22 protein-coding genes, 1 tRNA gene and 1 other annotated feature are annotated in these 26,449 nt (G+C 45.1%); of the genes, 18 read left to right on the top strand and 5 right to left on the bottom strand.

The genetic code is table 11. The annotated features are described in order from the left end of the window. The first annotated feature begins 120 nt into the window (after window positions 1-120). From GPK58_RS08380 to GPK58_RS08325, 12 genes are all read left to right on the top strand, one after another. Window positions 121-1,149: a hypothetical protein gene (locus GPK58_RS08380; protein WP_173776111.1), complete on the top strand. Its 1,029-nt coding sequence runs from the start codon at window positions 121-123 to the stop codon at window positions 1,147-1,149. Between the two features lie 14 nt (window positions 1,150-1,163). Next, a complete protein-coding gene (gene pyrH, locus GPK58_RS08375; protein WP_021976283.1) occupies window positions 1,164-1,859 on the top strand; it encodes a UMP kinase in 696 nt (231 codons plus the stop codon). Window positions 1,860-1,903: 44 nt separating this feature from the next. Then, window positions 1,904-2,455 (top strand): ribosome recycling factor, encoded by a 552-nt coding sequence (gene frr, locus GPK58_RS08370; protein ID WP_015526785.1) that lies wholly within the window; start codon window positions 1,904-1,906, stop codon window positions 2,453-2,455. A gap of 66 nt (window positions 2,456-2,521) precedes the next feature. Next, window positions 2,522-3,229, top strand: coding sequence for an isoprenyl transferase (locus GPK58_RS08365; protein ID WP_015526784.1), 708 nt, complete (start codon window positions 2,522-2,524; stop codon window positions 3,227-3,229). Between the two features lie 3 nt (window positions 3,230-3,232). Next, entirely contained in the window at window positions 3,233-4,027 is a 795-nt protein-coding gene (locus GPK58_RS08360) for a phosphatidate cytidylyltransferase (protein ID WP_015526783.1), read from the top strand. Window positions 4,028-4,038: 11 nt separating this feature from the next. Then, window positions 4,039-5,181: a 1-deoxy-D-xylulose-5-phosphate reductoisomerase gene (gene dxr, locus GPK58_RS08355; protein WP_015526782.1), complete on the top strand. Its 1,143-nt coding sequence runs from the start codon at window positions 4,039-4,041 to the stop codon at window positions 5,179-5,181. 10 nt (window positions 5,182-5,191) lie between these two features. Next, window positions 5,192-6,469 (top strand): RIP metalloprotease RseP, encoded by a 1,278-nt coding sequence (gene rseP, locus GPK58_RS08350; RefSeq protein WP_288162033.1) that lies wholly within the window; start codon window positions 5,192-5,194, stop codon window positions 6,467-6,469. Between the two features lie 159 nt (window positions 6,470-6,628). Then, a complete protein-coding gene (locus GPK58_RS08345) occupies window positions 6,629-7,453 on the top strand; it encodes a hypothetical protein (RefSeq protein WP_215638487.1) in 825 nt (274 codons plus the stop codon). An 80-nt stretch (window positions 7,454-7,533) separates the two neighbouring features. Further along, on the top strand, window positions 7,534-8,808 hold the full coding sequence (locus tag GPK58_RS08340; RefSeq protein ID WP_274603120.1) for a peptidoglycan-binding protein: 1,275 nt from the start codon (window positions 7,534-7,536) through the stop codon (window positions 8,806-8,808). Window positions 8,809-9,030: 222 nt separating this feature from the next. Next, entirely contained in the window at window positions 9,031-10,089 is a 1,059-nt protein-coding gene (locus GPK58_RS08335) for an FUSC family protein (RefSeq protein WP_215638486.1), read from the top strand. Between the two features lie 84 nt (window positions 10,090-10,173). Beyond that, window positions 10,174-11,442 (top strand): M18 family aminopeptidase, encoded by a 1,269-nt coding sequence (locus tag GPK58_RS08330; protein WP_215638485.1) that lies wholly within the window; start codon window positions 10,174-10,176, stop codon window positions 11,440-11,442. A gap of 17 nt (window positions 11,443-11,459) precedes the next feature. Then, a complete protein-coding gene (locus GPK58_RS08325) occupies window positions 11,460-12,269 on the top strand; it encodes a Cof-type HAD-IIB family hydrolase (RefSeq protein ID WP_215638484.1) in 810 nt (269 codons plus the stop codon). A gap of 182 nt (window positions 12,270-12,451) precedes the next feature. Here the strand turns inward: GPK58_RS08325 and GPK58_RS08320 are convergent, their stop codons facing one another. After that, window positions 12,452-13,396: an AEC family transporter gene (locus GPK58_RS08320; RefSeq protein WP_022426519.1), complete on the bottom strand. Its 945-nt coding sequence runs from the start codon at window positions 13,394-13,396 to the stop codon at window positions 12,452-12,454. Between the two features lie 153 nt (window positions 13,397-13,549). On the opposite strand from GPK58_RS08320, the gene GPK58_RS08315 reads away from it, so the two are divergent. The 3 genes from GPK58_RS08315 to ilvC all read left to right on the top strand — a co-directional run bounded on the left by GPK58_RS08315 (window position 13,550) and on the right by ilvC (window position 16,369). After that, the gene (locus tag GPK58_RS08315) at window positions 13,550-14,590 is read left to right on the top strand and encodes a tyrosine-protein phosphatase (protein WP_118609078.1); all 1,041 of its coding nucleotides are present in this window, start codon (window positions 13,550-13,552) and stop codon (window positions 14,588-14,590) included. 164 nt (window positions 14,591-14,754) lie between these two features. Next, window positions 14,755-15,252 (top strand): acetolactate synthase small subunit, encoded by a 498-nt coding sequence (gene ilvN, locus GPK58_RS08310; RefSeq protein WP_021652933.1) that lies wholly within the window; start codon window positions 14,755-14,757, stop codon window positions 15,250-15,252. 97 nt (window positions 15,253-15,349) lie between these two features. Then, window positions 15,350-16,369, top strand: a complete 1,020-nt coding sequence (gene ilvC / locus GPK58_RS08305) for a ketol-acid reductoisomerase (protein ID WP_059086364.1) — start codon at window positions 15,350-15,352, stop codon at window positions 16,367-16,369. Window positions 16,370-16,531: 162 nt separating this feature from the next. On the opposite strand, the gene GPK58_RS08300 is transcribed toward ilvC, so the two are convergent. From GPK58_RS08300 to GPK58_RS08285, 4 genes are all read right to left on the bottom strand, one after another. Next, window positions 16,532-17,428: a LysR family transcriptional regulator gene (locus GPK58_RS08300; protein WP_215638483.1), complete on the bottom strand. Its 897-nt coding sequence runs from the start codon at window positions 17,426-17,428 to the stop codon at window positions 16,532-16,534. 95 nt (window positions 17,429-17,523) lie between these two features. Next, window positions 17,524-17,597 (bottom strand) — tRNA-Pro (locus GPK58_RS08295). A 134-nt stretch (window positions 17,598-17,731) separates the two neighbouring features. Next, window positions 17,732-18,214, bottom strand: coding sequence for a hypothetical protein (locus tag GPK58_RS08290; protein ID WP_173741762.1), 483 nt, complete (start codon window positions 18,212-18,214; stop codon window positions 17,732-17,734). Between the two features lie 556 nt (window positions 18,215-18,770). Continuing rightward, the gene (locus GPK58_RS08285; RefSeq protein WP_173741761.1) at window positions 18,771-21,041 is read right to left on the bottom strand and encodes a glycoside hydrolase family 3 C-terminal domain-containing protein; all 2,271 of its coding nucleotides are present in this window, start codon (window positions 21,039-21,041) and stop codon (window positions 18,771-18,773) included. 258 nt (window positions 21,042-21,299) lie between these two features. Between GPK58_RS08285 and GPK58_RS08280 the strand changes: the two genes are divergently transcribed. From GPK58_RS08280 to GPK58_RS08270, 3 genes are all read left to right on the top strand, one after another. Further along, window positions 21,300-21,980 carry a VanZ family protein gene (locus tag GPK58_RS08280; RefSeq protein WP_252195785.1) on the top strand — a complete coding sequence of 227 codons (681 nt, stop codon included), beginning with the start codon at window positions 21,300-21,302 and terminating at the stop codon, window positions 21,978-21,980. Window positions 21,981-22,128: 148 nt separating this feature from the next. Beyond that, window positions 22,129-22,402, top strand: a binding site (T-box leader). A 97-nt stretch (window positions 22,403-22,499) separates the two neighbouring features. Beyond that, a complete protein-coding gene (locus tag GPK58_RS08275; protein ID WP_174235852.1) occupies window positions 22,500-24,155 on the top strand; it encodes a 2-isopropylmalate synthase in 1,656 nt (551 codons plus the stop codon). Window positions 24,156-24,278: 123 nt separating this feature from the next. Continuing rightward, window positions 24,279-26,225 (top strand): DUF2142 domain-containing protein, encoded by a 1,947-nt coding sequence (locus tag GPK58_RS08270; RefSeq protein ID WP_215638482.1) that lies wholly within the window; start codon window positions 24,279-24,281, stop codon window positions 26,223-26,225. Window positions 26,226-26,449 lie beyond the last annotated feature (224 nt).

Below are 26,449 nucleotides of genomic sequence, written 5' to 3'. Positions count from 1 at the left end.
AAAATATCTAAAGATTCTGTGAAATTCAGAACGGTCAGGTTGACAAGAAAGTGATACTCTGTAATAATAGAAAAGGAAAACCTGACAGCGAATAGGACCATTTTATATGGAGGAGATATAATGAAAAAACGTTATTTGATTCTTGCCGGAATTCTTGCAGCGAGCATGCTTGCAGCCGGTTGCGGAAAGAAGAACTCTGTGGCACCGGAGCAGAAGGTGGAGGCAACGGCAACCCCGACGGTAACGGAAGCTGCGAAAACGGATGTGGTGGAGATGCAGACCTCTACGGATGAAACAGCAAATATCAAGAACGTAATGGGAACCAAGAGTGAGACCACTACCAGTATTGTATTTACCAATAAGATGAACTCCACGATTTCTGCAATTTATGTCCGTCCTACCAGAGATGATGGCGATGACAGTGATGAGACCTGGGGAAGCGATCTTGTAAATGGTAAATTCACACTGGCTTCCAACGACAAGGCTGTTTATTATATGGAGAAGAGCCAGAAGGACGATAACGGAGATACAGCAACAAGCTTTGATGTAAGGATCACATTTTCTGACGAAGAGCAGAATGAATGTTTCTTCCGCCAGCTGCCGCTTCTGACGATCTCACAGCTGAGTCTTTGTATGGATGGTGAGGGTGAAGACGGAATCCCATATGCTACATATCTGGCGAGCGGAAGCACCAAGGAGGTGTCTACCTTGAAGGATGTAAAGGCAAGGCTTGGCATTGAGGATGACAGTGAAAGTGACAGTGACAGTACAGATTCTTCAGACAGTACGGCTGTGACTCCGACTCCGGAGAGTTCTGATGATAATGGAGACAGTACAGACAGCAGTTCGTCCGGCAGTTCGGACTCCACATCCACACCGGATCCAACATCTGCACCAGCTTCCTCTGATTCTTCCGATGCACCGGATCCTACGGAAGCACCATCCGGCGAGGATGATCCGGCATCTGTAGCAGCAAGATATATCGGTCAGTCCATGTCTGAGCTTGAGAATGCATGCGGCAGCCCAAATGGCAGTGATTATGAGGACGAGCCGGAGTCCGGTAAGACAGGTTATTATTATTATGATACGTTTACGGTATCCACAACTTTTGACAATGACGGCAATGAAGTTGTATCCGGCGTATGGTAAAGGAGAATAAACATATGAAAAGAGTGTTACTGAAATTAAGCGGAGAGGCTCTTGCAGGAGAGCAGAAGAGAGGCTTTGATGAAGCAACTGTTACAGAGGTTGCCAAACAGATCAAGACGATCGTGGATGAAGGACTTCAGGTTGGTATCGTGATCGGAGGTGGAAATTTCTGGAGAGGACGTACCAGCGGAGCCATGGACAGAAGCAAGGCGGATCAGATCGGCATGCTTGCTACTATCATGAACTGTATCTATGTGTCTGACATCTGCAGATATGTGGGACTTAAGACAGAGGTGTTTACCCCGTTTGTATGTGGTGCATTTACCACACTTTATTCCAAGGATGCTGTAGAAGAGAGCTTCGCAGAAGGAAAGGTTGTATTCTTTGCAGGTGGTACCGGCCATCCGTATTTCTCTACAGATACAGCTACTGTACTTCGTGCTGTTGAGATCGGCGCAGATGCCATTCTTCTTGCCAAGGCTGTTGATGGAATCTATGACAGTGATCCGAAGGTAAATCCGGATGCCAAGAAGTATGATGAGATTTCCATCGATGAAGTAGTTGCAAAGAAGCTGGCAGCTATGGATCTTACCGCTTCCATCATGTGTATGGAGCAGAAGATGCCGATGCTGGTATTCGGTCTTGATGAAAAGGACAGCATCGTCAATACCGTACATGGCAAGTTCTCCGGAACAAAGGTAACCGTGTGATCAAAAGGGAATAATAAAAAAAACCATACAGGGAGATATGTGAAATGGATGAGAGAATTCAGGTATACGAAACAAAAATGGGAAAAACACTGAATGCTTTGGAGAGTGAGCTGACAACCATCAGAGCCGGCCGTGCAAACCCGCATATTCTTGACAAACTTACCGTAGATTATTATGGAGCACCGACTCCGCTCCAGCAGGTTGCAAACATTTCTGTACCGGAGGCACGTATGATCCAGATCCAGCCGTGGGAATCCAGCATGATCAAAGCGATCGAGAAAGCGATCCTTTGCTCTGATCTGGGATTAAACCCGAGCAACGATGGAAAAATGATCCGTCTTGTTTTCCCGGAGCTTACCGAGGAGCGTCGTAAAGAGCTGGTGAAGGACGTTAAGAAAAAAGGCGAGGGTGCCAAGGTTGCAGTAAGAAATATCCGTCGTGATGCCAACGATGCATTTAAGAAACTTGCAAAACAGGATGTTTCTGAGGATGAGATCAAAGAGCTTGAGGATCAGATCCAGAAACTTACAGATAAGTACATCAAGGAAGTTGACAAGGCGATCGAGAACAAGTCTAAAGAGATTCTGACTGTATAATTGTAAGAAATACGAGGATAGAGAGGGCTTCTTTGAAGAAGCTCTCTTTCTGTATGGAGGAGATTTATGAACGTACCAAATCATATCGCGATCATTCTGGACGGAAACGGACGTTGGGCAAAGGAACGAGGAATGCCGAGAACCTACGGACATGTAAAGGGATGCGCCAATCTTGAAAACATTTGTTATGATATCAAAGACCTTGGGGTGAAATATCTTACGGTTTACGCTTTTTCCACAGAAAACTGGAAACGCTCCAGAGAAGAAGTGGAAGCACTGATGAAACTGTTCCGCGGTTATCTTAAGAAATGTATCAAGATTTCCAAGAAAAATAATATGAAGATGAAAGTCATCGGAGATGTTACTGCCTTTGCACCGGATATCCAGCAGAGTGTCCGGGAACTGGAGGAATATTCCAAAGATTTTGACGGTATTTATTTTCAGCTGGCATTAAATTACGGAAGCCGTGATGAGATCCGCCGTGGAATGCAGAAGATGGCACAGGATGTAAAAGACGGAAAAGTTGAGCCGGATGGCATTACAGAAGATACGATTGAGAGCTATCTGGATACTGCAGGTGTACCGGATCCGGATCTTTTGATCCGCACAAGCGGTGAGCAGCGGCTTTCCAATTTCCTGCTTTGGCAGCTTGCCTATTCCGAGTTTTATTTTACACCGGTTGCATGGCCGGATTTCAATAAAGAAGAGCTGATCAAAGCCATCGAGAAATACAATCAGAGAGACAGACGCTACGGTGGCGTCAAGGAGGAGTAGATCATGTTTAAGACAAGACTGATAAGTGGTATCGTCCTTGTCATTATTGCCCTGGCAACTATCATTTCCGGAAGCTGGATCTTATTTTTTACACTTCTGGCTGTTTCACTGATCGGAATGAGAGAGCTTTACAAGGTAATGAAGGTAAGCGATGAGCATGTTACTGTGCTGGAACTTGTAGGATATCTTGGAGCAGTGCTTTATTATATTGCCATGAAAGCTGATTTTGGAAATTACGGAACAATGGCGATCATCATCAGTATGATCCTGATCCTGTTTGTTTATGTATTCGGTTATCCGAAATACCATGCAGAACAGGTGATGGCAGCATTTTTTGGAGTTGTATATGTTGCTGTGATGCTTTCCTTTATCTATCTTACCAGAAGCCTTCCGGACGGAAAATTCCTGGTATGGCTGATATTCCTGTGCTCCTGGGGATGTGACACCTGTGCTTACTGTGTGGGAATGCTTATCGGAAAGCATAAAATGGCGCCGGTTTTAAGCCCGAAGAAATCCATCGAGGGAGCTGTAGGAGGCGTTGCGGGAGCGGCGCTTCTTGGAGTGATCTATGCAGCAGCAACACAGGGAAAAATGGCTGAGTATGCCTTGATCTGCGCAGTTGGAGCTCTGATCTCCATGGTGGGTGATCTGGCTGCATCTGCGATCAAAAGAAACCAGAACATCAAGGACTATGGAAAGCTGATCCCGGGCCATGGAGGAATCCTGGACCGTTTTGACAGTGTGATCATCACAGCCCCTGTTATTTACTATCTTGCAAAAATGATTCTTGGAATTTAGGAGACATTAAAATGAAGAATATTGCAATCTTAGGTTCTACCGGCTCCATCGGGACCCAGACACTGGATGTGGCAAGAAAAAACGAAGACCTTCGGGTTGTTGCAGTCAGTGCAGGCAAAAGTGTGGAGAAGCTGGAAGAGCAGATCCGTGAGTTTCATCCGCTTCTGGCAGCAGTCTGGGATGAAGAAGCAGCCCGGGATCTGAAAACGCGTATTGCGGACACAGATACAAAGGTAGTCAGCGGAATGGAGGGACTTCTGGAACTTGCGTCCATGCCGGAATCAGAAATTCTTGTCACTGCGATCGTGGGAATGATCGGGATCCGTCCTACTATGGAGGGAATCCGTGCCGGAAAGGACATTGCCCTGGCAAATAAGGAAACCCTTGTCACAGCCGGTCATCTGATCATGCCCATGGCAAAGAAATATGGCGTATCTATCCTTCCGGTAGACAGTGAACACAGCGCTATTTTCCAGGCTATCCACGGAGAAGAAAACAAAGAGATCCACAAGCTTCTGATCACGGCATCCGGTGGTCCCTTCCGCGGACGTACCACAGAAGAGCTGCGAAGGGTCACTGTTGCAGATACTCTGAAGCATCCAAACTGGGTAATGGGACGAAAGATCACCGTAGATTCCGCAACCCTGGTAAACAAAGGGCTGGAAGTTATGGAAGCCAAATGGCTGTTTGACATGGATCTGGATCATATTCAGGTGGTGGTGCAGCCGCAGAGTATCATCCATTCCATGGTGGAGTTTAAGGATGGTGCGATCATGGCACAGCTTGGAACTCCGGATATGAGACTTCCGATCCAGTACGCTCTGTACTATCCGCACAGACGATATCTGGATGGAGACCGCCTTGATTTCACGAAGCTTCATGAGATCACATTTGAGGTTCCGGATATGGAGACATTCCGGGGACTTCCTATGGCAATCCAGGCATCCCGGGAGGGCGGAAGTATGCCGACTGTCTTTAATGCAGCCAATGAGCTTGCAGTAAAGAAATTCCTGGAGGAAAAGATCGGCTTTCTGGATATTTATGAGATTATTGCACAGTCTATGGAAAGACATAAAAAAATCGCACATCCGGATCTGGATGAGATCCTTTCTGTAGAGCAGGATACTTATCAGTGGATCGAAAGCAGGTGGTAAATTGAAATTTGTGATTGCTGTAATTATTTTCAGTGTTGTGATACTGATCCATGAGCTGGGACATTTTCTTCTGGCAAAAAAGAACCATATCGAGGTATTGGAATTTTCTCTTGGTATGGGACCCAGGATCATAAGTACGGTAAAGGGCGGCACACGTTATTCCGTGAAACTGTTTCCTCTTGGAGGTTCCTGCGCCATGGCCGGAGAGGATGCGGAAGATGACAGTCCGGGAACCTTTAATTCGGCTCCTGTGTGGGGCAGGATCGCAGTGGTTGCTGCAGGTCCGGTATTTAATTTTCTGCTGGCATTTGTTTTGTCTGTGATCATTGTAGGCTGTATGGGCTATGATCCGGCAACCGTATTGGAAGTAACCCAAAATTCTGCTGCGGAAAAGGCCGGATTGAAAAAGGGCGATGTGATCACGGAATATCAGGGCTACCATATTGATCTGGGGAAAGATCTTTATGTATATTCGTATCTCAACGAACTGAAGGAGGGAGATACCATCCGGCTGAAAGTAAAACGTGATGGAAAGGAACAGGAGATTTCCTATAAACCAGATGTAAATGTGCGGTATCTCCTTGGTTTTAACCGTTCCGATGTAAATTCCATGACGGTGGAATCACTGATCAAGGGAATGCCATTGGAAGAAGCAGGTCTGGAAGCCGGCGATGTGATCACCAAGATCAATGGTGTGGAGGTTCCGGATGGAAATGCATATGAAAAATACATCGAGGAGCATCCGTTATCCAAGGAACCTGTGACGATCACCTATGAGCGTAACGGACTGGAATATGAGGCAGAGATAACACCAAGGGAATACAGAACACCGGTTTCCGGTTTCGGATATAACACATACAGTGAAAAGACTTCCGGCTTTAATGTTCTGAAATATGGTGCTGTGGAAGTGAAATACATGATCCGTACTACGATCTTAAGCCTGAAAGAGCTTGTGACCGGTCACCTTGGAATGAAAGACTTAAGTGGTCCTGTGGGTATTGCGGATGCCATTGGCGACACTTACGAACAGTCCAAGAGTGAGGGAACGCTGATGATCTGGATGAATTTGTTGAATATGGCAGTTCTTCTTTCTGCAAACCTGGGAGTGATGAACCTTCTTCCTCTTCCTGCACTGGATGGAGGAAGGCTGGTATTTCTGGTGGCAGAAGCGATCCGGAGAAAACCGGTAAACCGTCAGGTAGAAGGCATGATCCATTTTGCGGGGTTGATGCTTTTGATGGCGTTGATGGTTATCGTTATGTATAATGATATTCTGAAGATATTCTGATATCTGGCGGAAAAAGGTAAATATCAAGTGTTACTGAGAACGGAGTGAACAATAACTAGCAAGTGCTGTATGATCTGTGAGTAGATGATACAGCACTTTTTTTGTGCAGATATTTATTATATAATAAAGGCATCAGAGTAAAGGGGGGGATATATAAATTTGAAAAAGGATATTTTAATACTGGCGGCATTGATAGCAGTTGTTATAGCAGTTCCTTTTCTGGCTACAAAGGCAGAAGAGGCAATCCAGATCAAAAATGAGGAATTTAAGGAAAAACAGAACAGGGAATGTTATGAAAAAGCGGAAGAATGCATGGATGCAGGCAAATATGATGATGCGATAGAGCTGCTGGAAAAACTTCCGGGATATTATGAGGATGTAAAATATATTATCCAATATGCAAAGTTTTGCGATGCTGTTCAGAATGGAGAAGGAATTGAGGAGTTGCATAAGCTTATATGGTATGTTCCAAAGGGAGATGAGTACAGTAGCAAATATATAGAAGAAATGAGGAAGGCCCAGAAAGATACAGAAGAACAATACAAAAAATATATGGCACAGAAGGAAAAAGAAGAGGAAGAAAGAATGCGAAAGGAGGATGAGCCATATAAGGGAATGAAAGAAAAATACATAAACATTACGCTTCTGGGAAGGGCAAAAGAGAAAAGAACAGAACATTACTGGCGGGACACACCGGGAAAAAGAACACAGGACATTCAGTACAGATATATGTGGTATAACAGCAATGGAGCAAAAAAATTCATGGCAGTCTGCAGAAACGGACGGGTCAGCAGTGTAGTGGAATTTGTTTCATCCACAACATCCGGGAAAAAAACTTACCATGGAAATACCAGCAGGAATAATGACAGAAAAGATATGTACGATGTGCAGGATTATGATGATCCGGAAGATTTTTATTATGATCATGCAGATGAGTTTGATGATATCCAGGATGCGGAAGATTACTGGGAGGAAGCACAGTAGGAGATATGGCATTTTGAGATTCTGTACATATACTAGCAGAGAACCAGTGTGCTTTCAGGCACAAAAAGGAGCCTCTGTTTATGAAAAATTATTCTTATATTTCCATGCAGCAGGATATGCCGGATCAGGGACAGCTGCAGGTGACGGTGCTGGACAGTGCCAGTAACCGTCCGGTGGAAAATGCTACAGTGCGGATCTCGTACACAGGAGTCCCGGATAATGTGATCGAAGAAATCCGTACGGATTCCTCCGGAAAAACGCCCATGCTGGAGCTGGCAGCTCCTCCACTGGAATACAGCATGAAACCGGTGGAGCAGCAGCCTTATGCAGAATATACAGTTCGGATCAGTGCAGAAGGTTTTACACCAAAAGAAGTTGCCGGGACAGAAGTTCTTCCCCATTCCATTGCCAGGCAGGGAGCATCCCTTAGCAGACAGCAGGGTAGTGGAGAGGACTATCAGCGGATCGTCATCGGACCCCATACGCTTTTTGGGGAATATCCTCCCAAAAATCCGGAAGCAGAGATCAAGCCGATAAATGAAACCGGCGAGATCGTATTAAACAAAGTGGTGATCCCGGAGTATATCGTAGTCCACGACGGGCCAATAGGGGATACCTCTGCACAGGATTATTATGTAAGATATAAGGATTATATCAAAAACGTGGCCAGCAGTGAGATCTACGCAACTTGGCCGGAGGACACGATACGTGCCAATGTTCTGGCAATCATGTCGTTTACCCTGAACAGAGTTTATACAGAGTGGTACCGAAATAAGGGTTATGATTTCACCATTACATCCTCCACAGCATACGACCACAAATGGATCCATGGCAGGAATATTTTTGAGAGTATCGACCGGATCGTGGATGAACTTTTTGAAAACTACCTTTCCAGACCGGATGTACGTCAGCCGATCCTGACCCAGTACTGTGACGGACACCAGGTGCAGTGCAGGAACCGGGGATGGATGACCCAGTGGGGAAGCAAAGCTCTGGGAGATCAGGGATATTCCGCCATTGAGATCCTGCGGAGCTTCTATGGAAACGATATGTATATCAATGTGGCGGAAGCAGTTTCCGGGATTCCCGCGTCCTGGCCGGGATATGACCTGACTATCGGTGTTACCGGAGAAAAGGTACAGCAGATCCAGGAACAGCTTAATGCCATAGCAAAAGCCTATCCTGCCATCCCGTCAGTGACTGTGGATGGTATTTATGGTCCGGCTACCGCTGCATCTGTAAAAAAATTCCAGAATATATTCGGGCTTCCCGCATCCGGAGTGGTGGATTATCCAACCTGGTATAAGATACAGGACATTTATGTAGCAGTGACCAGGATAGCGGAGCTGCAGTAAATATAAAAATAATAAAAATGTTCTTGGCCATTTTCGGAGTGATCTGATCGGGGCTGAGGTGTAATGCGTGAACATGATTTCAGAAAAAATATTTGACGTTTTAGAATAAACCAAGTATAATGGCTGTTTGTATCTTTGAACGTAAATTGTAAAGAGATTGCGTTTATGAGCATGTGAAAAAAGCGAAATGAGAATGTCTGTTTTACAAAAGGAGTGATGAAAATGACATTTTATCAGGAACTGCAGTTAAGCTCAACCGGATCAAAACAGCTGATCAGAAATACCACAGACAAAAAGGAGAAAAGAAGGCATATTCTGATCTATAATTTTAAAGTGTATCTTGTCATGGCATTTTGTGTGGCGGTTGTGACATTGTACAGTAAGATAACCGGCAATGACAACAGTGTTGTAGGAGTAACCGTACTACTGGCAGTGCTGGTTTTAAGACAGGCGGATTTCGGAATCCGGACGTCCCACGGATTGTTGTCCATTGCCGGGATTTTCTGTATTCTGATCGCAGGACCGAGATTATCCAACATGGTTTCACCGGTACCGGCATTTTTTGTTAATGCGATAAGCATCCTGTTACTGATGACCCTGGGATGCCATAATGTAATTATGTATAACCATTCCACATTTGTTCTCGGATATCTGCTTCTGATGGGATATGACGTAACCGGAAAGGCGTATCTGCTTCGTGTAGAGGGGCTTTTGGCCGGAATGGTTCTCTGCATGGTAGTTTTTTATAAGAATCAGAAAAACCGCCCGTATCGCAGGACGTTTCTGGACCTGTTCCGGGAATTTGATCTGCATTCCGCAAGAGGCAGGTGGTATTTAAGACTGACGCTGATCGTTTCCAGCGCTATGCTGATCATGTCTCTTCTGGGACTCCCAAGAGCAATGTGGGCCGGAATTGCCTGTATGTCCGTGTGTCTGCCGTTTACCGCGGATTGCAGGGGAAGGGCCGGAAAAAGAGCTATGTTCAACATCGTTGGCTGTATTCTGTTTGCAGTGCTTTATCTGATACTTCCGGAATCTATGTATCCCTATATTGGAATGATCGGAGGAATCGGTGTGGGATATTCCGCAGGTTATGCGTGGCAGACTGCATTTAATACATTTGGAGCACTGTCCATTGCATCAGGACTGTTTGGAATGCCGGCAGCAGTGCTGCTCCGTATTGGAGCCAATGTATTTAGTTCAATTTATACTATGCTCGCAAATAAGCTTGGGGATAAGCTTGTGCAGCATATGTGGGTACGAAAGAGTGCAGAAATCTGAGATATTGCCCTGAAAAAAGTTTTGCCGTATAATGGGTAATAGCATAACAGCCTGGATATTACCGGGTCGACAGAGGAGAAGATTATGTACGAAGAAACAACAGAAAAACTGCTGGAATTTATCAGTAAAAGTCCTACAGCCTTTCAGGCGGCAGAGGAAACAAGAAGACGTTTTTTGGAGGAAGGCTTTACAGAATTGAAGGAAGAGGAGCGCTGGGAGCTGGAAAAGGGCGGAAAATATTTTGTCATGAGAAATCATTCCGCGATCATCGGATTTTCCATTCCTGTCAATGACTGCAGGAGATATCATATCATTGCAAGTCACAGTGACTCCCCGTCTTTTAAAATAAAAGAAAATCCGGAGATGTCTGTAAACGGAGCTTATGTGAAGCTGAATGTGGAGCGGTACGGAGGAATGATCCTTTCTACCTGGTTTGACCGTCCCCTTTCTGTGGCAGGTCGCATGATCGTCCACAAAAACGGAAAAATTCTGGAAAAGCTTGTAGATATTGATAGAGATCTGGTCATGATCCCGAGCCTTGCGATCCATATGAACCGGGATATTAATGGAGGCTATCATTATAATGTCCAGAAGGATATGCTTCCATTGTACAGTGGCAGTGGCGAAAAAGGAAACTTCATGCGGATGCTGGCAGAAGAGGCAGAGATCCGTCCGGAGGATATCCTGGGCCATGATCTGTTTCTCTATAACCGGATGTCCGGAACGATCTGGGGATCCAGGAATGAATTTGTTTCCAGTCCAAGATTAGATGATCTGCAGTGTGCTTTCGCTTCAATGGAAGGCTTTCTCCAGGCAGATAAGAAGAAGGTCATTGCAGTCCACTGTGTACTGGATAATGAAGAAGTGGGAAGCACTACCAGGCAGGGAGCTGCATCCACATTTCTTAAAGATGTACTGTTTCGTATCAATCTGGCCCTTGGCGGAGATCAGGAAAGTTATCTGATGGCCCTTGCAGAGAGCTTTATGATCTCTGCGGACAATGCACATGCATTACATCCGAATTATACAGACAAGGCAGATCCTGTAAACCGACCGGTGATGAATGGTGGAATTGTGATCAAATATAATGCCAATCAGAAATATTGTACCGATGGGATTTCCACAGCAATCTTCAAGGAACTCTGCAGAGAAGCAGATGTGCCATATCAGACATTTGTGAACCGTTCTGATATTGCCGGTGGTTCCACTCTGGGAAATATTTCCAATACCCAGGCAGCCATAAATACGGTCGATATCGGTCTGCCGCAGCTGGCGATGCATTCCGCTTATGAAACAGCTGGAGTGAAAGATACGGAAAGCCTGATCCGTGCGGCAAAGGTATTTTACAGGTGATATCGGAGGACAGGAAAATGAGCAGAAAAGCAGTATTTTTTGATGCGGACGGAACAGTCTGTGATATGAAAAAAGGAGTGCCGGACAGTGCCATAGAAGCCATCCGTGCGCTGGTAGATAACGGACATGAAGCGTGGCTCTGCACAGGAAGAAGTCGTGCGTTTGTATCCTGGTATCTGGAGCAGATCCCTTTTACGGGAATGATCAGTGCCTGCGGATCCACCATTGAGAAGGACGGGAAGAGACTTTTTAATAAAGAGATGACGCCGGAGGTTGCAAAGCTTTCTGTGGAGGTTCTCAGAAAATACGGACTGATCCCGGTAATGGAAGGCGCGGATTTTATGTATTATGACAAAGAGGAGTATACCGATGAAGTGAACTGGTATGCCAGTCTGATCACAGAATCCCTGGGCGATAAATGGAGGCCTATCCGTGGAAATGAGGATTGTATGCGGATCAATAAGATCAGTGCAAAAATGACGGAGGGATGTGATGCGGAGGCAGCGTTATCCATTTTATCAGAATACTATGATATCATCCGCCATGAAGGCAGCAGTTCGTTTGTGGGAAATACCATTGAACTGGTGCCAAAGGGCTTTAACAAGGCTGTTGGGATCGCAGCTGTGATCCGCCTGTTTGATATTCCGTGGGAGAATACCGTTGTTTTTGGAGACAGCAACAATGATCTTGCCATGTTTGGATACGCTGCAACAAAGGTTGCCATGGGAAATGCTTCTCCGAAGATCAAAGAACTGGCAGATTATGTTACGTCTGATATGTTCCACTACGGCATTCGGGATGGCTTGAAATATCTGAAGCTGATCTGAGAAAATGCTTCGTTTGTTTTGTAGGCTATGAGATTGTAAGAACAGAAACATCCACATCAGAAATGATAGCTTTATGTGAATATGCTTTTATAAAAAAATGCTGTAAGAACCAGAAATCATAGTTCTTACAGCATTTTATGTTACAGATTTTTCCGGGTAGATAATATGCAGAAGCTGCAATATCAGATCAGTCCCAGACCTTTGCAGATAAACAGCCAGAGTGTCAGGGTAAAGGCACTGAATAATGTGGTAAGAAGCACGACTCCCGAAGAAAAAGAACCCTCATGTCCCATGTTTTTTGCCATGACAAAGCAGGTAACGGTGCTGGCAGACCCCAGCATGATAATGATGGAAACCAGCTTGTCCTTTGTAAAACCGCAACGGATGGCAAGAGGAAGAAAAAGTGCTTCATAACCGACAAGTTTCATAAATGTACAGGCAACAGATGCTTTCAGCCGGGAAAAGGCTTTTCCGAAGTGCAGAGATCCGCCCATAGCCATGAGGCCAAGAGGAGTGGCGGTTTTTGCAAGATTGCCTGCCGTAGAGTCCAGGATCTTCGGAAATGGAAGACGAAGAAGGGACCAGAGTGTACCGGCTGCAATGCCGAGAATGATGGGATTGGTGACAATTCCCTTTAAAGTGCGCTTCAGAACGGTACCATCTATTTTTCCCTGACCGGGTTTAAAGACAGAGAGAACTACAACAGCCATTACATTGTAAAGAGGGACACTGGCAATGATCATCAGTGGTGCCATACCTGCATTTCCGTAAAGGTTCTGAATAATGGCGATACCAAGGATCGCTGCGCTGCTGCGGTAGGATGCCTGGATAAACTCGCCCCGGATATCGGAAGGGTGGAGAAAACGGGACAGGAGCACGGAGATCATAATACTGAGCGATGTGATCGCAAAACAGAAAAGAATCATCTTGGGATCCCAGGCCTCATAGATATCGATTTTAGCGATGTCCTGAAACAGAAGCACAGGCAGGGGGATGACAAACACAAATTTGTTCATACGATTGACAAATGTTTCATCAAACAGTCCGATCCTCCGGAAAAAATATCCCAGGAGCAGCGTAAGAAAGATGGGCACGGTAACATTCAGACAGAAAATAAGATTGTCCATAAAAGAAAGCCTCCCTGTGGTAAAATTTCTCTGTTTATTATATCCAAACTACGAAAATTGTCAAACGAGGTATACGGGACTGGAGATTTCTGGTATGATAAAAAGTGTTGCGAAGAAAGCAGCACAGGGGTTGAGAAGGAGAAAGGAAAGAAAATGAGATACGGAAAAATACGGATCGAAGATGGCTTTTTTGTGTTTACCAGACATATGATGCTCAACAGTCTTCCGTGTAAAGATATTCTCTGGGCGTACATGCGCCGTGAGGGAACCGATAAAACCGGTGAAAAGCAGCTGATCATCAATTATCTGGTGATCATAACCAGACGTCAGAAGCGTTATAAATTTGATATGACAGAGCAGGAGGTACAGGATTGCCTTCAGCTTCTTAAAGTACTGAATCCGGATCTTGCGGTTGGTTTTCCAAAAGGAAGCAGGCTTCCGCTTCAGAATCTTCCGAATACAAGAGATCTGGGTGCATTGATGACAGTAGACGGTTCGCATATTCTTCCCAGAAAACTTTTGCGCAGCGGAGAAATCTATCATGCTTCTGCTGCAGACAACCGGATCCTTTCAGAAGAATATAATGTAAAAACAGTGATCGATTTCCGGTCAGCTGCAGAAGTAAAGAAAAAACCGGATGATATCATGGCAGGAGTGGAGTATTATCACATTCCAATCCGGGATGAGGACAGCAGTGGAAACAGCTTTTTTGAACATGTGATGTCCTGCTATGGTGATGTAGACCGGTATATGCAGGACTGGTACCGGAATTTCGTTACGGATGAGTATTCTCTGAAGCAGTATGCACGTTTTCTGGACGTCCTGCTTCATGTAAAGAATGGAGCTGTTGTTTTTCACAGTGCCACAGGAGAAGACCGGACAGGAGTCGGAACAGCACTTTTGCTCTTTGCTTTGGGTGTACCTAAGGAAACGATACGAAGGGATTATATGCGGTCGAATCCATGTCTGGAAGATGAACTGAAATATATGCGCAGGCTTTACCGGGCAGACTGGCCGGAAAACAGCCGGAAGCTTGCAGATCTGAAAGCCTTCTATCAGGTGAAGGAGTCCTATATCAATACAGTTTTTGATGTCATCGAAAAAGAAAACGGAGGAATTGAAAGATTCCTTCGGAAAAAACTTTATCTGACACCAAAGGCATCCGAGGAGCTTAAGAAAAAATATCTGATCTGAGGATAAAAACATTTCTTATCAGCCTGAAGGGATTTTGCAGGAAATTTTGATTGACAAAATTTTCGAAGTTGTTATAATGGTAAGAAAGCAAGGGTTTATTAGATTAAAGCGTTAACTGACGAAGTCGGTTTTCTATACATAAAAGTGTTGAAAGCAGGTGTATTATGGAAAAGAGAATACTATCCATCCTTGTGGATAATACCTCCGGAGTCCTTAGCCGTGTGGCTGGTCTTTTCAGCCGCCGTGGATATAATATTGACAGCATTACCGCAGGAGTGACTGCAGATCAGAGATATTCCCGTATGACAGTTGTCTGTGAGGGAGATGATCAGATGCTCCAGCAGATCACTAAGCAGCTGGCGAAGCAGGAAGATGTACGGGATGTTAAGGTCCTTGAACAGGACGACAGCGTTGCCCGTGAGCTGATGCTCGTCAAGGTTGCTGTGAAGCCGGAACAGAGACAGGGAGCTCTTTCTGTTGCAGATATCTTCCGTGCCAAGGTGGTGGATGTAAGTAAGGATTCTCTTATTATGGAGATGACCGGAAGCCAGAACAAGCTGCAGGCGTTTGTGGAGCTGATGGCTGACTATGAGATCCTTGAGCTTGCAAGAACAGGAATCACAGGTCTGTCACGAGGCAGTGACGATGTCCGGTACCTGTAAAAATTTTTACATATGTTTGCTAGGAGAGCAGCTACTCTCTTAACGATAAATAATTTTTATGAAGAAGATGTTGTAAACATCAGAGGAGGAAAGTAAAATGGCAAATAAGATTTTTTACCAGGAAGACTGTAATCTCGGATTATTAGATGGTAAGACAATTGCGATTATTGGATACGGAAGCCAGGGACATGCACATGCACTGAACCTTAAAGAGTCCGGATGTAATGTAATCATCGGTCTTTACAAAGGAAGCAAATCCTGGAAAAAAGCTGAGGAGCAGGGCTTCGAGGTATATACATCTGCTGAAGCAGCTAAGAAAGCAGATATCATCATGATCCTGATCAACGATGAGAAACAGGCTGCACTTTACAAGAAGGATATCGAGCCGAACCTTGAGGAAGGCAACATGCTTATGTTCGCTCATGGCTTCAACATTCATTTCGGATGCATCAAACCACCAGCATATGTTGATGTTACAATGATCGCTCCGAAAGGACCTGGACATACAGTAAGAAGCGAGTATCAGGCTGGTAAAGGTGTTCCTTGTCTGATCGCTGTAGAGCAGGATGCTACAGGTAAAGCTCAGGATATCGCACTTGCATATGCACTTGGAATCGGCGGAGCAAGAGCTGGTGTTCTTGAGACAACATTCCGTACAGAGACAGAGACAGACCTCTTCGGTGAGCAGGCTGTACTTTGCGGTGGTGTTTGCGCACTTATGCAGGCTGGTTTCGAGACACTTGTTGAAGCTGGTTATGACCCAAGAAACGCATACTTCGAGTGTATCCATGAGATGAAACTGATCGTTGACCTGATCTACCAGTCAGGATTCGCCGGAATGAGATATTCTATCTCCAATACAGCTGAGTATGGCGATTACATCACAGGACCGAAGATCATCACAGAGGATACAAAGAAAGCAATGAAGAAAGTTCTTTCCGATATCCAGGATGGTACATTCGCAAAAGAGTTCTTACTCGACATGTCCGATGCAGGTGCACAGGTACACTTCAAGGCTATGAGAAAATTAGCTTCTGAGCATCAGTCTGAGAAAGTCGGCGAAGAGATCCGTAAACTCTACAGCTGGAACGGCGAGGATAAGCTTATTAATAACTAAGCAAAATTTATTGCAGGTGCAATAAATTTTGCGCTACTCGAACGAAGCGCAGCGAAGTTTGAGTCAAAGAAGTCACACACGTAATACAGTGGTAGGAAACTTTTTTGAAATTTAAAAATCCCATCTGGTCGCAATGATCAGATGGGATTTTTTTTCATTCCTTTATTTATCCGGATGCCCTGTTTCATCATCAAAAAATGGCGCGATCAAAGCCGAATCAGTATCTTTCTGTCTGCATACAAACCCGATCTCACGCAGCGGAAAAGAAAATCCTACCGGTACTTCCACCAGAGTTCCTTCTTCGAGCTCTTTTTTTACAAAATCACGGATCACACATGCAATCCCAAGACCAATTTCCGCAAACTGGATCAGAAGATCCATAGTTGTTACTTCCAGAATATGACTTAATTCCACATGATGTTCTTTCAGCTGAGTGTTCACGGTCTGACGTGTAATATTGTCCTCATCCAGCATCATGAAAGTTGCTGCCTGGATCAGAGGTTCATCCGGATAGAGCTTTTTCTGATTTTCCAGATACTGCTGTGTACAGACAAAGGTATCCTGGATTTTCAAAAGAGGCTGAAAATAATATCCCCGAAGCTTCTGCGGCCGTCCGATGAGTCCCAGATCGATTTTTTCCTCATCCAGAAGCTGCAGCGTCTGATAAGTAGACTGGCAGGAAATTGTGATACGTACATGAGGAAAACGTGCAATATAGTTTTCCAGGTGGGAGAGCAGTACATATCTGGTAAGAGTAGAACTGGCGCCCAGACGCAGCTTTGGAATGTCCCGGGAACGGTTATGGCGAATGGAATTTTCTCCTTCATCCAGAAGTGAAAGAGCTTCTTTTACTTTTTCAAAAAGAAGCTCACCGTCCGGGGTCAGAGTGACACCCCGGGAACTGCGTTTAAAAAGAACGGTATCCAGATTCTGCTTCAGCTTCTGGATCGCCTTGCTGATAGCAGGCTGACTGATATAAAGGTCCCGGGAACTGTGGGAGATACTGCCGGTACGTGCTACCGTATAAAAAATATGATAAAGAGACAGATTATCCTGCATGCAAAACCTTCCTTTCGAAAAATAGTAAGGTAATAAAGGTAATAAAAAAATCCGAAGTCATCAGACCTCGGAAATCCTTGAATTTGTTAGAAATATCGGGGCAACAGGATTTGAACCTGCGACCTCACGGCCCCCAGCCGTGCGCGCTACCAAGCTACGCCATACCCCGCAACGCATATAACTATAACATAAACAAATTGTAAATGCAACCATTTTTTGAGGAGAAAGATGGTTGTATGGATGATAATAAAGAGTGTGATCCCTTGATACTTTCATAGGCTTCACACTCTTTACATGATATGATCAGGCTGTCTGTATTGTGTTACCTGGGTCAGGTAAAATACCTCTTCCCTGAAGTACAACGACAAGAGTTTCTGTTGTGTCCTGTAAATTCTTGATATCTTTTCGGATATCCCGTTCTGCAAGCTTAACATCCAGTGAAAGGTCGTCCAGGCGTTTTCTGTTGGTATCACATTTCAGATCGATCATTTCAAGTCTGTTTTCTACCCGGTTGAAGCGGGCATCTATTTCATCAAAACGAACATCCATAGCATCAAGACGAGCGTCGATACCGTCAAAACGAACATCCATAGCATCGAGACGAGCGTCGATACCGTCAAAATGAACATCCATAGCATCGAGACGAGCGTCGATACCGTCGAGACGAGTATCCACTGCATCCAGTCTGGCATCGATACCATCTAATCGGTTATTTATATTGCCCAGCTGGACATTGATCGGGTTTATCATACCGGCTAATAATTCCAAATCTTTCTGATCTAGCATATGCGCATCCTCCCACAAAAATTGTACCGCATATTTCTCTGTGCGGATATTGTATCATGTTTCGAGTGTGAAGTCTATGAAATTATCAAAGAACAAAATGGACGGGAACAATAAGTTCTTGACTAGTATAATATATATAATAAGAAAAAACAAGACATATTTTTATATCTTTAATAATAATAGAAAATGCAGGCGAACTACCTGAAGAATAAAAAAAGGAGGCCGGGAGTTGTGCTGACTCCCGGCAAAAAGTATGAAAAAGAAAAAGATTGTTTAGCATTTGCTATCTACAGTTAATAATATAGTAAAAAAATGTGTGCATTGTGTGAAAGGAAAATGAAGAGAATGTGAAAACTGCCGCTTAATGTTAGATTAAGCGACAGTAATTTTTTCGGATTATTCTGTTGTTTGATTCAAGATTTTGAACCATATGTAATGATAACATCCGCTTTAATGCTTGTCAAGCGATCTGAAACTGCTATAGCTGTCCAATTATGTCGTTTTACGCAGCTTTTTATGTAAGTATAATTCGTGCGGCAGAGGATGTCCTGTGAAATTATATCAGTTTATTTAATTTTTCAATAATTTCTGTAAGTTCTTCTCTGGAATACCCGCCGAAGCTTACCAGCGCACGTAATGGCATGGAGTCGGTCATGGCTTCTGTCATTTCTTCGGTGACAGCTTCGGAAGCGGCTTCAGAAGAGGACTCTTCACCGACGTTCATAGCTGAGATATATTTTGCTGTAAGCTCTTTTGCTGTTTCGCTTGTTTTCGGGTTGCGGAACAGTTCGCCCAGGGTGGTGTTCATATGAACATGCATCGGAAGTTCCTGGCTGCTGTTCAGATGGATCTTGCCTTCAAGACGGATATCTCTGGAAGAGGTACCGACAAGGAACTTATATTCGCCGCTGGCTGCGAACCAGTCGTGAAGTTCTGTATTGTACCATGCGAAGCTTCTCTTGTCCAGCTCCATGGTTACTGTTTTGGTCTCGCCTGGGTTCAGGAAAACTTTTTCGAAGCCCTTGAGCTCTTTTTCCGGACGAATCGCGGAATGGGTGCAGTCTTTGACATAGAGCTGTACGACTTCTTTTCCTACCATATCTCCTGTGTTTGTTACATCAACCGAAACAGTGATGGTGTCTTTGTCTGTAGGATTTTCATTGGAGATCTTCAGGTTGCTGCAGGCAAAGGTAGTGTAGGAGAGGCCATAGCCAAACGGATATGCTACATCCATTTCTTTTGTATCGTAGTAGCGATAGCCTACGAATACGCCTTCACGGTATTCAACCTTTTCACCACCGCCGAAGTTCAGGTAGGATGGATTGTCGGAGAGCTTGAGCGGCATTGTCTCGGCAAGCTTGCCACTGGGATTTACTTTTCCGTAAAGGATGTTTGCGACAGCGGTACCGCCTGCCTGACCGCCGAGGTATGCTTCCAGAAGGCCTTTTATATCATTGAGCCATGGCAGCTCCACGGGGGAACCGTTGTGGAGGACGATCACGGTATTCGGCTGTACTTTAAGGATCTCAGCAATGAGACGGTTCTGGCATTCAGGAAGCCTCATGTGGGAACGATCGTATCCTTCAGATTCAAAGCTGTCCGGAAGTCCGGCGAAGATCACAACCTTGTCAGCGGCGGCAGCAGTTTTGATCGCTTCAGCTGCAAGTGCGTCATCGTAGAGATCTTTGTCTGCAGGAAAACCTTCTGCATAAGTAACCTGTGCATCGGAAGGAACAGAATCCAGTGCGTTTGTGATCTTGAAGCAGTTGATATGAGAGCTTCCGCCGCCCTGGAAACGAGGCTTCTTTGCAAAACCACCGATGAAAGCGATTTTCTCGGATGCTTTCAGAGGGAGGATCTGCTCATCGTTTTTCAGAAGAACCATAGATTCTTCGGCAATGTGGCGTGCTTCTTCATGGTCTTTTTCCATGGTGAATTCCTGCGGTGCCCGGTTGTCTGCATATTCAAAAATTATGCGTAGAATGCGTTCAACAGCCTGGTCAAGAATGTCTTCCTTGAGGGAACCGTCTTTTACGGCCTGTACGATGAGGGCATCGTTGACCCCATTGGAGGAAGGCATTTCCAGCTCAAGACCTGCCTCAAGACCTTTGACGCGGTCATTGACTGCACCCCAGTCGGACATTACATAGCCCTTGAAGCCCCAGTCGCCGCGGAGAACATCTGTGAGAAGCCATTTATTCTCAGATGCGAAAGTGCCGTTGATCTGGTTGTAGGAGCACATGAAGGTGTATGGCTGAGCCTTTTTTACTGCGGTTTCGAATGCAGGGAAATAGATCTCACGTAAAGTGCGCTCATCAGCCTCGGAAGAATTACTCATGCGGTGATATTCCTGGTTGTTTGCTGCAAAGTGCTTGATAGAGGTTCCTACATGCTGGGACTGTACTCCGTTTATAAAAGCGGCTGCGATCTCACCTGCGAGATATGGATCCTCGGAATAATATTCGAAGTTTCTTCCGCAGAGAGGAGAACGTTTGATGTTTACGGCCGGTCCGAGAACTATGGATACATCGTTGGCCTGAGCTTCTTTTCCGATGGTTTTGCCCATTTCTTCCACCAGCTTGCGGTCAAAGGAGCAGGCGCTTAAAGCGGCCGGCGGGAAGCAGACGGCCTTGATGCTGTCATTCATTCCAAGATGATCGCCCTTATCATCCTGCTTACGAAGTCCGTGAGGGCCGTCGCTGACCATTACTTCCGGGATCCCTAAGCGTTCCACATGTTTCAGATGCCAGAAATCAAGACCTGAGCACATGCCGGCTTTTTCTTCCAGTGTCATCTGGCTTACGATTTTTTTCAGATCACGTTTCATTAAAAATACCTCCGAAATGTTTTTTCTTACTATGAACTATAGCATGTTTTGCTGGTAAAATATAACAAAAATTCGTTAAAAATAAAAAAATATTGTAGTTTAGCCGAATTAAGTAAGTCTCTTACTTCAATTGCGAATATCCGCATGACCCTCACATTTTCAGGAATATAAAAACGATATGCAGGTCGATTGACAGAGCGGTGAGAGATATCTTTTTCTGGCTTTTGTGGGAAGAGTGTAGTAATATAGGTAGGAATAATGACAGAGCTGCCGGACAGAAGAATGGTCGACTGTCTGGCTTATGTGAAAGGACTTATAATGAAAGACATCATATCAAGTATTATTACAAGTGTACTGACAGCTTTGTACCAGCCATTTTGGTTTTCTGTGATCCTGTCTGTGATGGTACTGTTTTTTTATCTCTTTGCCTACCATAATGAGACAGGTGGAAGGGGAATCAGGGGAGCTTTTTCCGTGTGGTGGCAGTATTTCAGAGGAAATGCTTTTTTTCGGAAGCTGTTTTTTCTGACCTTTTATACAACCATGATCTTGTTTCGCACGCTGCTGAACCGAGATATGTGGATGAATCCCCTTTCGGATGTGATGGCGAACTGGTGGATCTGGAAATATGGAGAGGATGGTACCAGATATCTCACAACCGAGTGTATTGAGAATCTGATGCTGTTCATTCCGTTCACGATCCTGCTGTTCTGGACCGCAGGAAAGAAAATATTGAAAAAAACAACATTCTTGAATATTGTGTGGACCGGACTTAAGATTACCTTTGTATTCTCACTGTCCATTGAACTTCTGCAGCTTTTCCTGAGGCTTGGGACGTTCCAGGTTTCTGATTTGACATATAATACTCTTGGAGGAGGTATTGGCGGGGCTGTGTACTGGATTGGTCATCAGCTTTCAGTCGGGCGGGGAGCCGAATAATGTCTGCCGCAGATAGCAGGAAGACAGAGAAACGGATCAGCTCGGATTGCTGTTCGTGAGTGATGCACTGAAATTTTTGCGCGGTGCATCGTTAAAATTTCGTTGACAAATCTTCCATAACGTGTTAACCTAATACCAGTTTCAAAAAGAAAATGCGTAGATGAGGAATAGTACACAAGGGAACGGAACACAGAGAGCTGCTGGCCGGTGAGAAGCAGCGGAAGGGATTTGTGGAACTCGCCTCGGAGCATCTGCCTGAAATCTTTATGTATTATATAAGAGAGTAGACGCAGACGGTGTCCGCCGTTATCCGGAGAGGATATAAGGATGTATATACATTCCGTATCTGTCAAGTGTGTGAATTTTTATTCATGAAATAAGAGTGGTACCGCGTAGGACAGCAGTTGTCTTTCGTCTCTTGCAGAATCTGCAGAGTCGGAAGATTTTTTTTATGTCTTTATATCAAAAACAGAAACCAAAGAGAAATTTTAATGGAAACAGAAAGTGGAGGAAAACAAAATGATGACACCATCCAAGTACAAACGTCAGTATTACATGCCGCCGGTGAAATGTATGAAATGGGCGGAGAAAGAATATGTAGATAAGGCCCCGATCTGGTGCTCTGTAGACCTTCGTGACGGAAATCAGGCACTTGTGATCCCGATGAGCCTGGAGCAGAAAGTGGAATTTTTCAAGCTTCTTGTAAAGATCGGTTTTAAAGAGATCGAGGTTGGATTTCCGGCTGCTTCTGAGACAGAGTATGAGTTTCTCCGTACGCTGATCGAGCAGGATCTGATCCCGAAGGATGTAACGATCCAGGTGCTGACTCAGGCAAGAGAGCATATTATCCGTAAGACTTTTGAAGCTGTTAAAGGCGCCCCAAAAGCGATCGTTCATGTATACAATTCCACATCCGTATCTCAGAGAGAGCAGGTATTCAAAAAATCAAAAGAGGAGATCCTGAAGATCGCAGTAGATGGCGCTGCACTTCTGAAAAAACTGGCTGATGAGACAGAAGGCAATTTTCAGTTTGAGTACAGCCCGGAGAGCTTTACGGGAACAGAGCCGGAGTATGCACTGGAGGTGTGCAATGCGGTTCTGGATGTATGGCAGCCCACTGCAGATAACAAAGCGATCATCAACCTGCCTGTTACGGTTGAGCATTCTATGCCGCATGTGTATGCAAGTCAGGTGGAATACATGTGTGATAATCTGAAATACCGTGAAAACGTGATCGTTTCTCTTCATCCGCACAATGATCGTGGATGTGGCGTTGCAGACTCCGAGATGGGTCTTCTTGCAGGTGCTGACCGAATTGAGGGAACTTTGTTCGGAAATGGTGAGCGTACCGGTAATGTGGATATTGTAACGCTTGGTATGAATATGTATTCCCAGGGTGTGGACCCGAAGATTGATTTTTCTGATATGCCGCATATTTGTGAGGTTTATGAGAAATGTACTGGAATGCAGATCTATGAAAGAAGTCCGTACAGTGGAGCTCTTGTATTTGCTGCATTTTCCGGATCTCATCAGGATGCTATCGCAAAGGGTATGCACTGGAGAGAGAACGGAGATCTGGAGCACTGGACTGTTCCGTATCTGCCGATCGATCCGACAGATGTGGGAAGAAACTACGACGCAGATGTTATCCGTATCAACAGCCAGTCCGGAAAGGGCGGTGTAGGCTATATACTGGAGACAAAGTTTGGCCTGAACCTTCCTCCGAAAATGCGCGAGGCTATGGGCTATGCAGCCAAAGCAGTGTCCGATCACAAGCACAAAGAGCTTCATCCGGACGAGATCTTCAGTCTGTTCAAATCTACCTTCGAAAATGTGGTTGAACCATACAGCATCAATGAGGTTCATTTCCAGCAGAAGGAAGACGGCATCGTAACACGGGTTACTTCTACATTCCGTGGAAAAACCATCGTTACAGAGGCTTCCGGAAATGGTCGTCTGGATGCGGTAAGCAATGCACTGAAGAAAGCTTACGAACTGAAATACACACTGGAGACTTATCAGGAGCATGCTCTGGAGCAGAGTTCTTCCTCCCAGGCTATCGCTTATGTGGGAATCCGCAAACCGGATGGAACGCTTGCCTGGGGAGCGGGTGTTGATCAGGATATCATCCGTGCCTCTATTGATGCACTGGTAACTGCGATCAACAATCGATAAGCATCCGGTTCCGGATAGGTTTACAAAAAATGAGAAGCTGCCATAAAACGCAGCTTCTTTTTTTGCCGTGCAGATGCTATAATAGTGCGGAATGTGAAAATAACAGTGAGTAAGAGGGATATTATGAAAAATAGGAAAAAAAACAGAAGCTCATACAGCCTGTCTGCAGAGCTGAAAAACGCTCTGAAATATCTGCTGATATGGGGAATGATCCTGATCTTTTCCGCATATCTGCTTAGTGATTCGGAGATCCTCGGAAATGTAAAGCAGCAGGCAAGACCGGATACCTGGTCTATGATCGGTGCGGGAGGAAGCTTTGAAGAGGAGTTTACCTGCAAAACGAACCGTCTGTCCGGTGTGGAGCTTTTTCTTTCTACAGAGAGTGCATCGGTTGCTGGAACGTTTCAGATAACGCTGTATCAGAATGAAAGGGAGATCCAGAGCTGGCAGGCCAGCAGACTGACCATATCGTCGGGGGATACCACGTATTTCCGGCTTGACCAGAAGCTTACGGAATGTAAGGGGCAGAAATTCCGGATCGTTTTAGATGGAGCAAAAGGGGATACCGGAGTGGCTGCAGGGCTGGTGAGCCAGAAGGATGATACACAGACACTTGCCTATCGGATCATTTCCAGGCCATTTCCAAAATCACTGGTGTTTCTGGTGATTGGAGCGGCGGCAGCTGTGATGCTGGTGATCTTTGCATTTCTGAAACGCAGACAGCTCCGGGCAGAAGTGGTGTTTGCCGTTGTTTATATTTTTATGAGTATCTGTACGCTGGCGGCGGTTCCGGCCTTTAATTCGCCGGATGAGTACAGCCATTATCTGAGAAGCTATGAGGTTTCCAGAGGATATCTGACGTCGGAAGGCAACGGAGGAAACGACTTATTCTCATATGGAAGGACGTTTAACAGTGGTCTGGTTCCGGAATTTTCCGCCAAGGATCATGTATCATTATGGGATATCGGAGAGAATGCAGATCAGCGTATCGACCGGGAAAAAACACAGTTTTACGGATTTGGAAATACAGCCTTGTATGCACCTACTTCGTATCTTCCCCAGGCAGTAGGGATCCGCATTGCAGATCTGTTTACGGACCGGCCGATGGTTCTTGCCTATGCGGGAAGGATCGCCAATATGCTTATGTTTGGACTGTTCTTTTTCTTTGCCATTCGTCTGACGCCTGTTGGGAAAAATTTCCTCGTACTTCTGGGGCTGGTACCTGTGAATATCCAGTCAGCAAATTCCACGTCAGCAGATGCCCTGGCCCTGGCTCTGACAGTTGCTCTGGCTGCCTTTGTACTGGCTATGCGATATAAACAAAAAGAAGTGATGAGTAGAAGACAGCTGATATGGATGTACGTGCTGACCGGATTCCTGTGTCTTTGCAAAGTGGTTTACATGCCGTTTTGCCTGCTCCTGTTCCTGATCCCGAAAGAACGGTTTAAAAGCAGAAAAAATTACTGGTTTCATGTGGTCTGTGCAGGAACTGTGATCTTGATCTTAAGTTTCGGCTGGCTGGTCATTGCATCCCGATATCTCTGTGAGTCACAGCCAGGTGTGGATACAGCTGCACAGCTTGTGGGGATCCTGAAGGATCCGGTTGCCTTTGTCCTGACTTTTGTGCGGAGCCTGGATAATTTTGGTGTGACCTATCTTACAGAAATGATAGGAAGTAATCTTGGATGGCTGAATATTCCTGTCTGTGCCCTGCTGGCAATAGGATATCTTCTGCTCCTGGTCCTTCAGGTTTCCGGGAATGATGATATGTCGGGAATCCGTCTGGATCTTCCGGTAAAGAGCATTCTGGGAGGAGTCAGTCTCCTGGTATTTGCGCTGATCTTTGTAACGTTATACGGACAGTGGACAGCCTATGGCTACGATAAGATCTTGGGCGTGCAGGGACGGTATTTTCTGCCGCTTCTTTTTCCACTGATTCTTGCGCTGAAGCCCAAACGGTTTGCCGAAGGAGCCGGGGAAACACCATGGGGACTGTTTCTGGGAGCCTGGAGTATCGATCTGTGTGTTTATGCGACACTTTTCGTGCAGGCATTGTGCCGTTTTGCATAAGGCGTCGGATCTGGTCGAGCAAAAATCCTTGACTGACTGAAAACAAAATATTATAATCAAATCTGTAAATAACAGAGGAAAAAACTGTTCTGAAAAAGGATAAACAGGCAGATAGAAGTACGATTTCCGGAAAGTGGGTGTACAACATTGGACGGAGATAGAGACGCTATCTGCCTTTTTTTTCTGAAATGAAATACGGCATGAGTGTGGATAACTCTGCGGTT

This window comes from Blautia sp. MCC270, assembly GCF_018785605.1.
In the GTDB taxonomy this organism is placed as follows: Bacteria; Bacillota; Clostridia; order Lachnospirales; family Lachnospiraceae; genus Blautia_A; species Blautia_A fusiformis.
The sequence above is the reverse complement of the archived record's forward strand: the minus strand, read 5'-3'. Positions and strand labels throughout refer to the sequence as shown.

What these genes read in the sequence shown, in the direction of transcription:
- GPK58_RS08380 (WP_173776111.1), top strand. Translation starts at nt 121, where the DNA reads ATGAAAAAACGTTATTTGATTCTTGCCGGAATTCTTGCAGCGAGCATG.
- pyrH (WP_021976283.1), top strand. Translation starts at nt 1,164, where the DNA reads ATGAAAAGAGTGTTACTGAAATTAAGCGGAGAGGCTCTTGCAGGAGAG.
- frr (WP_015526785.1), top strand. Translation starts at nt 1,904, where the DNA reads ATGGATGAGAGAATTCAGGTATACGAAACAAAAATGGGAAAAACACTG.
- GPK58_RS08365 (WP_015526784.1), top strand. Translation starts at nt 2,522, where the DNA reads ATGAACGTACCAAATCATATCGCGATCATTCTGGACGGAAACGGACGT.
- GPK58_RS08360 (WP_015526783.1), top strand. Translation starts at nt 3,233, where the DNA reads ATGTTTAAGACAAGACTGATAAGTGGTATCGTCCTTGTCATTATTGCC.
- dxr (WP_015526782.1), top strand. Translation starts at nt 4,039, where the DNA reads ATGAAGAATATTGCAATCTTAGGTTCTACCGGCTCCATCGGGACCCAG.
- GPK58_RS08340 (WP_274603120.1), top strand. Translation starts at nt 7,534, where the DNA reads ATGAAAAATTATTCTTATATTTCCATGCAGCAGGATATGCCGGATCAG.
- GPK58_RS08335 (WP_215638486.1), top strand. Translation starts at nt 9,031, where the DNA reads ATGACATTTTATCAGGAACTGCAGTTAAGCTCAACCGGATCAAAACAG.
- GPK58_RS08330 (WP_215638485.1), top strand. Translation starts at nt 10,174, where the DNA reads ATGTACGAAGAAACAACAGAAAAACTGCTGGAATTTATCAGTAAAAGT.
- GPK58_RS08325 (WP_215638484.1), top strand. Translation starts at nt 11,460, where the DNA reads ATGAGCAGAAAAGCAGTATTTTTTGATGCGGACGGAACAGTCTGTGAT.
- GPK58_RS08320 (WP_022426519.1), bottom strand. Translation starts at nt 13,396, where the DNA reads ATGGACAATCTTATTTTCTGTCTGAATGTTACCGTGCCCATCTTTCTT.
- GPK58_RS08315 (WP_118609078.1), top strand. Translation starts at nt 13,550, where the DNA reads ATGAGATACGGAAAAATACGGATCGAAGATGGCTTTTTTGTGTTTACC.
- ilvN (WP_021652933.1), top strand. Translation starts at nt 14,755, where the DNA reads ATGGAAAAGAGAATACTATCCATCCTTGTGGATAATACCTCCGGAGTC.
- ilvC (WP_059086364.1), top strand. Translation starts at nt 15,350, where the DNA reads ATGGCAAATAAGATTTTTTACCAGGAAGACTGTAATCTCGGATTATTA.
- GPK58_RS08300 (WP_215638483.1), bottom strand. Translation starts at nt 17,428, where the DNA reads ATGCAGGATAATCTGTCTCTTTATCATATTTTTTATACGGTAGCACGT.
- GPK58_RS08290 (WP_173741762.1), bottom strand. Translation starts at nt 18,214, where the DNA reads ATGCTAGATCAGAAAGATTTGGAATTATTAGCCGGTATGATAAACCCG.
- GPK58_RS08285 (WP_173741761.1), bottom strand. Translation starts at nt 21,041, where the DNA reads ATGAAACGTGATCTGAAAAAAATCGTAAGCCAGATGACACTGGAAGAA.
- GPK58_RS08280 (WP_252195785.1), top strand. Translation starts at nt 21,300, where the DNA reads ATGACAGAGCTGCCGGACAGAAGAATGGTCGACTGTCTGGCTTATGTG.
- GPK58_RS08275 (WP_174235852.1), top strand. Translation starts at nt 22,500, where the DNA reads ATGATGACACCATCCAAGTACAAACGTCAGTATTACATGCCGCCGGTG.
- GPK58_RS08270 (WP_215638482.1), top strand. Translation starts at nt 24,279, where the DNA reads ATGAAAAATAGGAAAAAAAACAGAAGCTCATACAGCCTGTCTGCAGAG.